The 13513-nt window shown below is 58.9% G+C and carries 10 protein-coding genes and 2 pseudogenes; 1 reads left to right on the forward strand and 11 read right to left on the reverse strand.

The window, feature by feature from the left end:
- The 11 genes and pseudogenes from QM685_RS18045 to QM685_RS18095 all read right to left on the reverse strand — a co-directional run.
- The coding region (locus tag QM685_RS18045; RefSeq protein ID WP_415118186.1) for an ESPR domain-containing protein at positions 1-135 on the reverse strand (135 nt) is incomplete at its 3' end.
- A gap of 594 nt (positions 136-729) precedes the next feature.
- Positions 730-1056, reverse strand: a pseudogene (locus tag QM685_RS18050) (class II glutamine amidotransferase); the annotation flags it as partial.
- A gap of 103 nt (positions 1057-1159) precedes the next feature.
- Positions 1160-2346, reverse strand: a pseudogene (locus QM685_RS18055) (IS3 family transposase).
- Positions 2347-2626: 280 nt separating this feature from the next.
- Entirely contained in the window at positions 2627-4045 is a 1419-nt protein-coding gene (locus tag QM685_RS18060; protein WP_415117784.1) for a DHA2 family efflux MFS transporter permease subunit, read from the reverse strand.
- Positions 4046-4124: 79 nt separating this feature from the next.
- Entirely contained in the window at positions 4125-5309 is a 1185-nt protein-coding gene (locus QM685_RS18065) for a porin (protein WP_415117786.1), read from the reverse strand.
- Positions 5310-5538: 229 nt separating this feature from the next.
- A complete protein-coding gene (locus QM685_RS18070; RefSeq protein WP_415117788.1) occupies positions 5539-6945 on the reverse strand; it encodes an amidase in 1407 nt (468 codons plus the stop codon).
- A gap of 50 nt (positions 6946-6995) precedes the next feature.
- Positions 6996-7877, reverse strand: coding sequence for an ABC transporter permease (locus tag QM685_RS18075; protein ID WP_415117790.1), 882 nt, complete (start codon positions 7875-7877; stop codon positions 6996-6998).
- A gap of 12 nt (positions 7878-7889) precedes the next feature.
- Positions 7890-8807, reverse strand: coding sequence for an ABC transporter permease (locus QM685_RS18080; RefSeq protein WP_415117792.1), 918 nt, complete (start codon positions 8805-8807; stop codon positions 7890-7892).
- Between the two features lie 63 nt (positions 8808-8870).
- Positions 8871-10385, reverse strand: coding sequence for an ABC transporter substrate-binding protein (locus tag QM685_RS18085; RefSeq protein ID WP_415117794.1), 1515 nt, complete (start codon positions 10383-10385; stop codon positions 8871-8873).
- A gap of 36 nt (positions 10386-10421) precedes the next feature.
- Positions 10422-11483: an oligopeptide/dipeptide ABC transporter ATP-binding protein gene (locus tag QM685_RS18090; protein ID WP_415117796.1), complete on the reverse strand. Its 1062-nt coding sequence runs from the start codon at positions 11481-11483 to the stop codon at positions 10422-10424.
- Positions 11480-12523 (reverse strand): ABC transporter ATP-binding protein, encoded by a 1044-nt coding sequence (locus tag QM685_RS18095; protein ID WP_415117798.1) that lies wholly within the window; start codon positions 12521-12523, stop codon positions 11480-11482. The genes QM685_RS18090 and QM685_RS18095 overlap by 4 nt, the downstream gene beginning before the upstream one ends.
- Here QM685_RS18095 and QM685_RS18100 point away from each other — a divergent pair.
- Complete coding sequence (locus tag QM685_RS18100; protein WP_415117800.1) at positions 12510-13505, forward strand: LysR family transcriptional regulator; 996 nt, start codon at positions 12510-12512, stop codon at positions 13503-13505. The two genes, QM685_RS18095 and QM685_RS18100, sit on opposite strands and share 14 nt — an antisense overlap.
- The last annotated feature ends 8 nt before the right edge of the window (positions 13506-13513 follow it).

A 13513-nucleotide genomic window follows, 5' to 3' on the forward strand; every position in this document is an offset into this window, starting at 1 on the left:
GTCGGCCGCGCGCGCGGCGCCGCGGCTTGCGCCGGATTTGCTGCCCGAGCGCTTGCCGCGCGCCCGCGTGGTTTCCGCAACCGCGACCCAGCAGCCCGAAATCTCGCTCCATACCGATCGAAATGAGTGATTCACGACATACCCCGCTTTTTTATTTTGAAGTGGCATTCGCCGCCATACGACGAATTCGCATTCCGCAGTGGGGAGATAATCCGAAGGGACGTACGGCGACTACGGCCGGGTTTTGCGCCAATCGTATTTCTTTACACCGAGGATGGAGGGAGTCTACTAATCGCGAGTGAGCGAAATTATCAAGGAATTAAAAATTGTGGCGATAATGACGCATTCGTCCGGTATTTTTGAATTGTGTGGCGAATCGAACTGAAAGCCTTGGTGGGTATGGGTTTGGTGGATTCTATTTGAATCTCGCGCAGTTCGTTGGATCAGTGCGGTAACGCACGGTTCAGGCGAAGATGGTGAGCTATAATGCGGTTTTCGGATTATCCGGATTCGAGACCCGATATTTATTTATTTTGCATATGGGTTATTTTCGCCCGAAAACCAGTTAAATCAAGAGAATGTTTCATGATGCCGGTTCATTGTGCCGGATTGTGGTCTGAATGAGACGGTCTCGGGCGGAACGGAGCGATTTGCGCCGCGGGCGGCGGCCGCCATGCGCAATCGTCATTCGCGCGGGTGGAAGCGGGCGCGGCAGGTGACGCACCGAATTCAGAAATCGATCGCGTCGTCGGAATCGCCGTCGGCGCCGGCCGTGAGCGCTTCGCGCGGTGCGGACGCCGACGCATCCAGCGCCGGATTCCGAAATTTCTCGAGCACGCGCTCGGGCACCGGAATCTGCATGCGCGCGGCGACGTCGCCGCACTGGAACATGATCAGTTCGCCGGGCTCGAACGCGGTCCACACTTCATCGTCGGTGAGCGGCTGCGTCGCGATCACCGCGACGCGATCCTCGGGTGTCGTGTATTTCGCGAAGTCGATCGACAGGTCTTCGTCGACGAGGTGCGCGGTCGAGAACGGCCAGCGCCGCACCAGGTAGCACGGCGGCTGTCGGTTCCTCTCAAGACGTTGGCGAACTGGGTGCGTTCAGCGAGAGTGGGCAAGCTGCAGGTGACCCTGCCTCGTTTCCACGTACAGCAGCTCATGCAGCGGTCAACGCGGCCTCATAGTCGACAGGGGTACGAAAGCCTATCGAGGTGTGCAGGCGCTATCGATTGTAATAGCCCTCGATCCAGTCGACGATATCCAGCCGAGCCTGTGCTCGCGTTTCGTAGTGAGCCTGATAGATTCTCTCGACTTTCAGGGTCTTGAAGAAGCTTTCCATCGGGGCGTTGTCCCACGCATTGGCACGACGACTCATGGAGATCGTTGCCTTGAATCCGGCAGCCAGCTTTCGGTATGCCCGGCTTGCATATTGCGCCCCTCTGTCGGAATGTAACAGCAGTCCCGGTGCCGGTTTGCGTTGCCAGCACGCGCTGCGCAGTGCCTGGCAAACCAGCTCGGCGTCGATGCGTTCAGACATGGACCAGCCCACTACGCGTCGGCTCGCCAGATCGAGTATCGCTGCGAGATACAGCCAGCCTTCCCCGGTCCTGACAAACGTGATGTCGCTGACCCAGGCACGATCAGGCTGCCAGCCGTTGAAACGACGATCGAGCAGGTTCGGCGCTACGGGCATGCTGTGCGCCGAGTCCGTCGTGACCCGCCAGGCACGCCTGTAGACCGGGCGCAAGTCCTGACGCTGCAAACTACGTCGCACACGCTCCTCGCTCGCCGAGCGACCCTGGGCTCGCAATTGCCGCACGATACGCGGGCGGCCATACGTGCCACGATGCTTGCGGTGGATGGCTGCTACTTCTTCATCCAGAGCCGCATTCGCTTGCGCCCTCGCGCTGGGTGGACGAACGCGCCACTAGCAATATCCGCTGCGCGAAACGCCCAGAATCTGGCATAGCCGGGTGACGCTGTACTGGTCGCGGTGATCGTCGATCCAGGCGTACCTCACCGCGACCCCTTCGCGAAGTACGCCGTCGCTTTTCGAAGTATCTCGATATCCAGTTTCGCACTGGCGAGTTCCTTGCGCAGCCGGCTGTTCTCTGCCTCCAGTTCGCTGATCGGGCGCGTCGCACGTGCAGCGATCACCTCTCGACCACTCTTCTCGACATCGTCTTCGGAACTGCGGCTACGCCGACTCCAGTTCCCTAACGTCGCCACCGGCACCCCGAGCCTGCGCGCCGCTTCGTGCTGGCCGACCGTTTCGGCAAGCCTGATAGCCTCAACTTTGAATTCGCTCGTGTATTGCCGTTTCGGCACCGATTTCTCTGACATGCAATCCTCCGTACAAACAGGAAATTAACAAACTTCCTGCTGTACGCGAAATCGAGCCATGGTCATCTATTCCCTGCCCCGCTTACACAGCGGCTCTATCTCGATCGTATCGCTGCTTGACGCGTTCGCCTCCACCGAGTTCGCCCGGCCTCAACCAGGTGCCAACTTCGAAGCTCGTTCGCAGTACAGCGGCGCGCACGATTGATCGCGGTTTCGATCTGCCGGTCGGGCTAGCAGCATGCAGTCCGTCTGAACGACTGCATGCGGTGGGCTGAAGTCGTCAGGAATTGCCTGCCTTATGGGTAGTCGCTGGCGACGAACCACCATCCGGTGCCGCAAATGTTTTAACCTCGCGCAAGCCCCGGAAAATAAAAACCGAAGCTACCGTGACGAGCCCGATACAGAAAAAGGTAATCCGGAAACCCGTCAACGACGTATGCTTGCCGCCCGAGAAAATCCGTACAAGGCTCGAACTGATCGCCACGCCTAAGCCCGTCGCCAGCATCTGAACCATCGAGAAGAGGCTATTGCCACTTGCCGCTTCCCGCCCTTTCAGTCCCATCAGCGTGACGCTGTTCATCACGGCAAACTGCATCGAGTTCGCACCGCCGAACACCAGCACCTGAATCACGTTGACCCAGATCGGCACCTGATGCGAGATCAGGCACAACGAGCCGATGCTTCCACCCACGATCAGCGTATTGATGGAGAGAAAGCGGTAGTAGCCGAGTTTTGCCACGAGCCCTGGAATCCAGCGCTTCGCCAACGTGCCCGCAATCGCCGCAGGCAGCAACACGAGCCCCGACAACAACGGCGACAAGCCGAGTTGCAACTGGAAGACCAGCGGCAGAAGAAACGGCGTGGCATTGCTGCCGATCCGGCAAACGAGATTGCCGAACAGACCCATGCTGAAGCGGTAGTTATCGAAAAGTTTCAGATCGAACAACGGGTCCGTCGCTTTTTTTGCGTGGACATAGTAAGCCAGCGCTGCACCGATACTGATCGCCACGAGGAACAACGACCATTCAAGCCGATGCGACTGGATCGGAAAGTCGAGCGCGATGGAGATCGATACCATGCAGATCGACAGCAAGGCGCAACCGAGCAGATCGAAGGGTTGTCTTTCAGCGGCGCGATCATCCGGGAAATAACGCAGGATCATGGCGATTCCGATTGCGCCTACCGGAATGTTGATCAGAAAGATCCAGTGCCAGCTCAATGCTTCGACCAGCCATCCGCCGGTGACTGGACCGAATATCGGCCCGACCTGCGCAGCAATCGAGATGAACGCAAGCGCCGCGATATATTGCTCGGAAGGCGTCGTACGTAGAACCGTGAGTCGTCCAACCGGAAGCAATATCGATCCGCCGATCCCCTGTATGACCCGCGCAGCGATGATCTGCGGCGCGGACGCCGAACAGGCGCACAGGATCGATCCGATCGTAAAGACGACCACGGCAGCCAGATAAACCCGCCGCGAGCCGAAGCGATCCGTCAGCCATCCGGACGCGGGCGTGAGCGTAGCCATCGTGAGCGTGTAGGCCACGACGACCAGTTGCATCGCGAGTGCAGGTTCGCCAAGGCTTTTTGCAAGACCCGGCAACGCGGTATTCACAATCGTCGTATCCAGCGACTGCATGAAGAAGCCGCCAGCGACAATCCACAACAAGGCACGGTTAGAAGAAGCTGCCTGATTCATTTTATAGTCCGAATATTTTGCGTCTCCGCCGCATCTTCCCGTCAACCGGGCTCTCGCTGTCTCGGCCCGACCTTATCGATCAGAAGCGATGCACGATAGCGACACGCACAGCCACCTGACTGTCTGATCCGTTACCCGACGTGCCGACAAAGCTTGTGCTCGAACCGATCTGTGCCTGCACCGGTACTTCGACGCCATTGATCCGGTTCTCTCCCAACGCCTTCTGATAGCTCACGGCCAGATAAACGTCGGTGCGCTTCGAGAAGTAGTAATCAAGCACGGAATTGGCCTGATGCCATTTGCCGGTCGCGTAGCCATCCAGATGTTCGTAGGTGTAGCCGAGACCCAGAATCAGGTCCGGTGCAAGGAAGTAATTGCCCGACACTTCCAGCGCGTTGAGCGTGGACGAAGCGCCGGTGATCGGCTTGAAGCGCGTATTGGTCCACAATCCCCAACCAGTCAGCGCGCCGACGGTGTAGCGCGCGCCCATGCCGAACGTGCGCAGATCTCGCAGACCGTTCGTGTTCACGTTCGCGACAGCAACCGAATACGAGGTCGGCGAGGCTTGCGCGGGAAAGCTCATATCCGTGTAAGCGGCCGCGGCGGCGAAAGGACCGTGATCGTATTCGACTGCAAAGCTCGATGCGCGTGATGAACCCGCAGTCGTCGTGGTGCCGGTCGTGGTCGAGTTGGCACCGCCGAAGGCACCGGCCTGATTCGAGAACGCGTACATCGCGCCGAATTTCAGACCGCTGAAGCTGCGACTCATGAACTTGACCGAGTTGCTGAGACGGCTGCCCGTCAACTGGTCGAGGTCGTTGATGTGATAGGCGAAGCCACCGGCGATGGTTTGTGCGCCCATCGAAAATCCGTGGCCCAGCACCGAGGTAGACAACGAGTACTGGCGGCCGAAAGTCAGCTCACCGATACCCGTTTTGCTGAAGCCGGCGTAGGCGAGGCGACCGAACATCGCGCTCTGGCCAATCTGTCCCGTTCCGGTATTAAAGCCGTTCTCCAACTGGAAGATCGCCTTCAATCCACCGCCCAGGTCTTCCGAGCCTTTGAAACCCCAACGGCTACCGAGCCCCACGCCATCACCGTACTTCAGTATGCTGGAACTACCGGTTGCCGTGCTCACGTGATTGGCATAAGTAAGACCTGTATCGATAATCCCGTACAGCGTCACGCTGCTTTGCGCGTGCGAAACACTGGCCATGCCGAGGCAAAGCAAACCTGCCGCTCCGATCCAAACCGTTGTCTTCATCGTTTATTCCCCTTTCTAATGTGCCGAATGAAATTGCTCACGTTTTCTTGCTGTCTCCTGATTTGCGTTAATCGTTGTGGTAATCCGTATATCGTCGGCCAAGGCAAAAGCTCGGGCCGCACCACTCCCTTGGCGCCGCGCCAATATGCTGTCGATCGTTCGGAAATAGCCGCCCGGTCTGACTGGCCGGGCGGACTTTGCAGAAAGAGCTAGTTAGAGTGCACGCAAATCAGTTCGCAATCTCAGGCCAACGCTGCGCCCACGGAAAAGCCTTTTCATATTCACCGGCAATATCCAGCAGTAAATCGTCCGCACCAAAATCACCGACCAGTTGAAACCCAATCGGCATGCCCGCGCTGGTCTGTTTAGCCGGCAGCGAAATAGCAGGATGCGCGCAGGCATTCACCCAGTTCGTAAATACCGCGTGTCCGCGCGGACCGACTGGCTTGCCGTCGATCATCGGCGGGAACATCTCCGCCTTCGACCACGGATTGGCTGCCGCCGTCGGCGTCATGATGATGTCGTAGTCGGCGAATGTCTGGCCGACTTCCGAGCGGAAGCGGAATAGCATTTCGATAAAGTCGAGAAACTCCGCGCCGGAAATGCCGTCGCCCAGTTTCGCCTGATCGACAAAAGCCGGCGAAGCCAGCGTGTCGAAGTCCGGTACGCTCCGGCGCAGCATCGAAAGCCCGACGTTGCCGAGGCTCGCCCAGCGTGCGTTGATCGATTCGATCGAAAACGGCAACAAACGTTGTTCGACCGTGTGGCCCATATTGCGCAGAATGTCGGCGGCTTCGCGGCAGCTTGTGGCGATTTCCGGATCGACCGGCGCATCCTCGAAACGCTCGACGAAACAGATCTTCAATGCGCGCGGCGCTTTTGCTTCGACGGAAATCGGCGCGAAATTGCGCGAACGCGAATCGCGGCGATCGGGGGTGGCGAGCACGGACATGGCCAGCCGCACGTCATCGGTGGTGCGGGCAAGCGGGCCAACGACTTCCGCGTCGTAAAGCACTTGAGGCAGGCCAGCCGCACGCGGAATGCGCGACAACGTAGGCTTGAGTCCGACGATACCGCAGTAACCCGCCGGTCGACGGATCGAGCCGCCGCCATCCGTGCCGAGCGACAATGGCACGAGTCCGGCAGCAATCGCCGAGACCGATCCGCCGCTCGAACCGCCCGGCGTGAGATCGGGATTCCATGCATTGCCCGTCACACCATACACCGGATTGCCGGTGAAGCCTCGCAACGTGAATTCCGGCACATTCGTCTTGCCGATCAGCACCGCGCCGGCGTTTCTCAACAACTCGACCGGCAGTTCGTCATGGTTGGACACGTTGTTTTCGTAAGAGCGGCTGCCCCACACGGCCGGCAAACCCTTGACGAGAATATTGTCCTTGATCGCAACCGGAACGCCGTCGAGCGGACCCAGCGGCTCGCCCTTCGCGAATCGCGCGTCGGATTGCGCCGCGGCACTGCGCGCGCCTTCTGCATCCATGAAGATGAACGCATTCAACGCGGGATTGATCCGCCCGATCCGTTCGAGATAGTGATCCAGCAACTGCGAAGGCTTGAGTTTCCCCGAGCGGAAGTGCTCACCCATTTCACGCACAGTCAAACGGTACCAATCCATCATGACGATATCCAGTGACGTAATTCAAGAAGCCTATGAAAGTGAATCTCTGCCTATTCACGGGTCGAAAGCGATTGCTGCAGACCTGCGCCCATCAACGTGATCGCTGAAATCAGCACGAAGATGGCGATCCCAGGAATATTGACGAGCCATGGATCGAAGAACACGAAATCCTTTGCTTCCGCAATCATCAAGCCCCACGACGAGGCGGGCGGACGAATACCCAGCCCGAGAAAGCTGAAGGTCGCTTCGAGCAGAATGGCGTGTGCCATTTCCAGCGTTGCAATCACGACCATCGATGGTGCGAGGTTCGGCAGAACTTCGCCAAACAGGATGCGCAGATTCGAGCAGCCGCTCGCTTTGGCGGCAAGAACGAATTCGGCATCGCGTATGCGGCTCGTCATCGAGCGCGCCACCGAGAGAAAGCGATCCCAGAGAAAACTAGCGAGCACGATCACGAGCAGTCCGAGCGAACTGCCAAGCAATCCCGCAATCGCAATGGCCGCCAGCATGACCGGCATGCTCAGACGAACCGACAGCAGAAACATGACGACCGTATCCACGTAGCTCCCAAAAAATCCCCCGGCAATACCCAGACCAATGCCGACGATGCTCGAAATCAGGATCGCGCCGAATCCGACCATCAGCGAATAGCGCGCGCCGAAAATCAGCCGGCTCAGATAATCGCGGCCCAACTGGTCGGTTCCCAGCGGATGCGCCCACGAGCCGCCCGTCATGAAGACAGGCGGAATCAACCGATGCGCGAGCGATTGCTGCGCAAACGGATAAGGCGCGAGCCACGGCGCAAACACCGCACACACAATCATCACACCGACGATCGCTGCACCGACGAGCAGCTTCCAGTCCCAGTTCTTTTTCGATCTGGCCGGCAGGACCATTCCGCTATTGGGCAAGCGCACTAACTCAAAAGCCATCTCAGCCAACCTTTAGTCGTAACGAATGCGAGGATCGATCCACATGTTCAGAAAATCGCTGAGCAAGGTGAGAACGACGTAAAACATGGATACCGCCAGAACCGATGCCTGCACGACGGGATAATCGTTCTGGGAAATCGCATCCCAAGTCAGATAACCGATGCCGTGCATGGCAAAAATGGTTTCCACCACCACCGATCCGGACAGCACAAAACCGAACTGCACCGAAGCCACGGCCACCAGCGGCACGAGCGTGTTACGCAATGCATGGCCGAAAATCACCTGCCATTCGCGCAGCCCTTTGGCACGCGCGGTCTTCACATAGTCCGAGGTGAGCGCTTCGTCCATGCCGGTACGCACGATGCGGGCAATCGCCGGCATGGCATAGAAAGCGAGTGCCAGGGACGGCATGATGAAATCCGTCCAGTTTCCATCGCCTGAAATCGGCAACCAGGCGAGCTTGATGCCGAACAGCAGCATCAACAGAAACGACAGCCAGAAGATCGGCACCGCCTGCGCAATCACGATCATGAGCAGCACGGTGCGATCGAACCACGAGCCGACCCAGACGCCCGCGCCCACGCCCAGCAGCACGCCGAAGATCAACGCAATGGCGATGGCAAACGCACCGAGCATGAACGTGATCTTCATCGCACCAACGATCAAACTGAACACCGGGCTGTTGTAGTAAAAAGACGTGCCGAGATCGCCTCTGAGCAGACGCCAGAGCCAGTCGATGTACTGCACCGAGAGCGGCCGGTCCCATCCATACATCTTGCGCAGGAAGGCTGCATAATCCGCGCCTGCGCCCTCGCCCGCCAAGGTCACCGACAGATCGCCGGAGGCCTTGAGGAGCAGAAAACTCAGCGTCGAAATGGTCAACAGCACCAGAATCGAAACGAAGACACGACGAATCACGAACTGTCTCATACCACTATTTCCTTCAATGAATTCGGAAGGACGCTTTTCATTGCCACTTCTTGATGCCAGTTCTCAATGCCACTTTGCGCGCCAGAATTCGACGTTCTCATCGCGCGGAATCGGCACCTCGATATTTTTCGACGACACGTAATTGATTGGCATTGTGAACAACGGCACCCAGTACGCCTGCGAAGCGATCAGCTTGATGGCCTTTTCATCGAGCGCCTTGCGTGCGGCAGGATCGGCGGTGGTCGAAGCCTTGTCGATCAGATCCGTGAGCGCCTGATCGCGCGACTGGTCATCCGGCGAATTGTCGAAGAAGAACGGCAGGACGCCTCCCACATCGTTCACACCAGCCGAGCCGAAGTCGTCGATCACGATCGGCGTCTTGTGCGAACGGCGTTGTGCAATGACGGCGGAATACTGCATCCAGTGCAGATTGGCGCGAATGCCGACTGCGTCGAGATAACCGATTATGGCTTCGGCGACCGGACGACTGCGATAAGCGTAGATATCGATAGAAAAGCCCTTCGGATATCCCGCCTCGGCAAGCAGCGACTTCGCTTTAGCCACGTTGTAGTCGTAGTGCGTGACGTCTTCCGTACAACCAAATTGCGACGGCGTACACGCAGCGTCGATCACTTTCGACGAAGGACCGATCAGCATGCTGGCCATTGCAGTCCGGTTCATCGCGTAGGCAATCGCCTGGCGCACGCGCCTGTCTTTCAGCGGACTGTTCGGATCGGAAAGCCCGGCCGCATCCAGCGTCAAGAAGCCAATGCGAAAGGTCTGCGCATTGGTGACATTGAGCGTCGGAATGCGCGCCAGGTTCTGCGCCTGATCGTTGGGAATGTAATACGCCCAGTCGATGCCACCGCTGATCAGATTGGCCACCTGCGTATTGACGTCCGGAATGTTGCGGTAAATAAACGTCTTGATGTACGGCTTGTTCTTGCCGCCGCCGCTGAAATAGTCGTCGTTGCGCTCGAAGATCACGTCACTACCGCGCCGCCCGACGATCTTGTACGGGCCCGTACCAACCGGATGTTCGCCGAAGCCGACATCGCCGACTTTCTCGTGATACTTCTCCGGCATGATCGGCAACTGCATCAGATATTCGAGCGCGAGCGGCGTGACCGCTTTGGCGTGAATACGCACTGTATAGGGATCGACAACGTCCACGCTTTTGATCCAGCCGCCGGTCATGCGGTTGAACACACGATTCTTCGGATCGGCAGCGTAGCGCAGCGTGAATGCCACGTCTTCCGCGGTCATTTCCATGCCGTCGTGGAATTTGACGCCGTGGCGCAGATCGAATTGCCACGTCAGCGGATCGATCTGGTGCCACGACGTGGCGAGCAACGGCTTCACCTCGAAGGTATTCGGATCGCGGTAGATCAGCGCGTCATAAGCGAGCAGGCCGAGCAGGAAGCCCTCACGTCCAGGCGCGTGGTAACGGTCGAGACTTGGCAACTGGGCATCGAAGGCGGCCACCAGCGTATCGTTCGATTTGTTCGCCAGCGCGGCTTGTGTCGCCAGGCCCATGACCAGAGCAAGCGCCAGTTTTCTGCTGAAACCACGTAACATCAATTTCTCTCCTGCCAGGTAGGTGTTGGGTTTGCTTCAGAGTGAGCCTTGTAGCGCCATCGGCGGCGGCACGGTCGGTTTGGTGTGGGAGTTCGTGGTTGCGGCGATGGCTCCGTTAGCACCAATGTGAGCGCCTTGCGTTTGTGCCGCGCCGTTCAGCGGAAAGTGGCAGAGCACGAAGCGGCCTGCGACCGGCGCGCCAATCGGCTCTTCCTTGCGGCAAAGATCGGTCGCGAAGCGGCAGCGTGGCGCGAAAGTGCAGCCTGTGTCCGGCGCGGCGGTGCTCGTGCCAGCCGCTGCGTCCAGATCCGGCAGTTCGGCTTGCGGGTCCAGCGGCAGAACGGCTGACAGCAGCAAGGCGGTGTACGGATGCCCCGGCGCGCGCAACACCTGCGCCATCTCGCCTTCTTCCACGATGCGGCCGCGATACATCACCGCAATCCGATCCGCGATGTACGACACCGCATTGATGTTGTGCGTGACGACCAGATAGGAAGTCGTGCGGTTCGCGCGCAAATCCAGCAGCAGGTTGAGAATCTGCGCCTGCACCGAAACGTCGAGCGCGGAAGTCGGCTCATCGCAGATCAGGACTTTCGGATCGGTAATGAGCGCGCGCGCAATCGCCACGCGTTGCCGTTGCCCGCCGGACAGTTCCGCCGGATAACGCATTGCGAAATCGGCGCCGAGTCCGACTTGCGCGAGCACGTCGTTCACGCGCTTCTGAATCTCTGCCTTGCCATGTTGACCGAGCGCCTTCAACGGCAAAGCGACGATATCGCCAACGCGTTTGGTTGGATTCAGCGAAGCATACGGGTCCTGGAACACGGGCTGCACGAGCCGCGCACGCGCCTTGCGCGAAAGCTTGTTGACCGGCTCTCCGTGGATATAGGCGTCGCCCGAAGAAGGCATCGCGAGCCCCAGCAGCAGGCGCGCCAAAGTGGACTTACCTGAACCCGATTCGCCGACAAGCGCGGTCGTCCTGCCCATCGCCACGCGCAAACTGACGCGATCGACGGCTTTGAGCGTCGCGCGGCCGCGCCGCGACGGATACTGCCGCGTCAATTCCGCGGCTTCGATGGCATAGACCGGCGAATTCATTGCAGGCCCCCATTCAGTTCGTGAGCACGAATGCAACGCGTAGCACGTTGCGCGTCGATTCCGATCATCGGAATGGCCGGCTGCACGCAAGCCGCAGTGGCGTCAACACAGCGCTCACGAAACGAACAGCCCGGAGCGCCCAGTTGATCGAGTGCGGGAACGCGGCCGGGAATCGTGCCGAGACGCGCCGCGCCGTGAGCCGGATCGAGCGAAGGCACACACTGGAATAGCGCACGCGTATAGGGATGAGACGGCGACGCGAAGATCGACTCGACAGGTCCGGTTTCGATCACCTGCCCCGCGTACATGACGGCGACATCGTCGGCCATTGCGGCGACCACGCCCAGATCGTGCGTCACGAAAACAATCGCGATGCCGAGTTCGCGCTGCATCTTCTTGAGCAGCTTGAGCGCCTGGGCCTGAACGGTCACGTCGAGCGCCGTGGTCGGCTCGTCGGCGAGCAGCAGTTTGGGTTCGGCGATCAATGCCATAGCGATCATGGCGCGTTGTCGCAAACCGCCCGACAGTTCGTGCGGATATTGCGCGAGACGCTCGGCGGGCGCGGTCACGCCGATGGTCGCAAGAAGATGGATCGCTTTTTCGCGCGCCTCGGCGCGGTTGCACAGGCCGTGTCGCAGCAGGACTTCCGTGAGCTGGTGACCAATCGTCACAGTCGGGTTGAACGCCGTTAGCGCATCCTGAAACACGAGGCCAATGTCTTTGCCACGCAAGTCCTGCAACTGCTTGCGCGGCAATGTATTCAGGACCTTGCCGTCGAACCCGATCGTTCCACCCGTAATCTTTGCGCCCCTCGGCAGTAGCCCGAGCAAGGCCTGAAGTGTGAGCGATTTACCACAGCCCGACTCCCCGACGACGCATAGCGTTCTACCGGCCTGCGCTGTGAGGTTGACGCCTCGCAACGCTTTCAACGGCACCGCCGACCGCCGGAATTCGACGTCTAAATCTTTGATTTGTAAAAGACTATTCATTCTTTGCACGACTAGGGGATCAGCTAGATGTGAAAAATTGTCTCCGCTCAAAATTAAGTTGAATAATAGAATTGCTGGATATCGTTATAAGTTGAAGGTTATGGCTCTCAGCTGGCGGCAACTCGAAGTTTTCCGCACGTTCGCCTACACGCAGAACGTTTCCGAGGTAGCGCGGCTACTTCATATTTCGCAGCCGGCGGTTAGCCAGATGCTCAAGGACATCGAAGCCGAATTGGGATTTCAGGTGTTCCAGCGCTGGCGCGGGCGCATGAAGGTATCGGACGAAGGCATGCTGCTCGTGCCCGAAGTCGAGCGGCTGATTGCGCAGATGTCCCGTCTGAAAGGGCGCGCCGAGGAGATTAAAGACGCCAACGCCGGCACGCTCTCTATTGCGAGCGTGCCGACGCTGTTCGTCGATCTGTTACCGCGGATTCTGCTGTCGTTCCGCAAGCGGCACGATCTGGTCAAGCTACGCGTGAGCAATCACAGCGCGGACGAAATCGTGAGAATGGTGCGGCAGGATCGCACGGACGTGGGCTTCGCCTTTCTCCCGCTCGATGAATCCAACGTGGCGGTGCTGCCGCTTATCAAGATGCGATTCGTCGTTATCGTTCCCGCCGACGACGAACTGGCCTGCCGTGACGTACTCACCGTTTCCGATCTGAACAACCGGCTGGTCATCGTGCACGGCACGCAGAGTCCGCCGGGTCTCATGCTGCGCGAATCCATCGCACCGCAGGAACACGGCTGGCACGTGCTGGAGACGAACCAGTCAATCCCCGCGCTACATATGGTCCGGCATGGGCTCGGCGTAGCGCTGGTTCATCCCCTCACCCTATCGGACGACATGATGAGGGCGGTCAAATATGTATCGTTCGAGCCCTCCATCTATCTGACGCTGGCGATGGTGTATCCGCGGCATCGATCGGCGACGCGAGTCATCGTGCAGTTCGAAAAGCACGTGCGCGAACAGGTTCATCGGTTCTGCTCGTCGATGAAAGAGAAAGGCCTGGAATGCGAGTCACTGATATGAGTTTGAAT

Origin of the sequence: Paraburkholderia sp. (assembly GCF_047605525.1) — a bacterium.
GTDB lineage: Bacteria > Pseudomonadota > Gammaproteobacteria > Burkholderiales > Burkholderiaceae > Paraburkholderia.

Excerpts from the sequence above, each read along its gene's own strand:
- QM685_RS18060 (WP_415117784.1), bottom strand. The coding sequence starts at position 4,045 with ATGAATCAGGCAGCTTCTTCTAACCGTGCCTTGTTGTGGATTGTCGCT.
- QM685_RS18065 (WP_415117786.1), bottom strand. The coding sequence starts at position 5,309 with ATGAAGACAACGGTTTGGATCGGAGCGGCAGGTTTGCTTTGCCTCGGC.
- QM685_RS18070 (WP_415117788.1), bottom strand. The coding sequence starts at position 6,945 with ATGATGGATTGGTACCGTTTGACTGTGCGTGAAATGGGTGAGCACTTC.
- QM685_RS18075 (WP_415117790.1), bottom strand. The coding sequence starts at position 7,877 with ATGGCTTTTGAGTTAGTGCGCTTGCCCAATAGCGGAATGGTCCTGCCG.
- QM685_RS18080 (WP_415117792.1), bottom strand. The coding sequence starts at position 8,807 with ATGAGACAGTTCGTGATTCGTCGTGTCTTCGTTTCGATTCTGGTGCTG.
- QM685_RS18085 (WP_415117794.1), bottom strand. The coding sequence starts at position 10,385 with ATGTTACGTGGTTTCAGCAGAAAACTGGCGCTTGCTCTGGTCATGGGC.
- QM685_RS18090 (WP_415117796.1), bottom strand. The coding sequence starts at position 11,483 with ATGAATTCGCCGGTCTATGCCATCGAAGCCGCGGAATTGACGCGGCAG.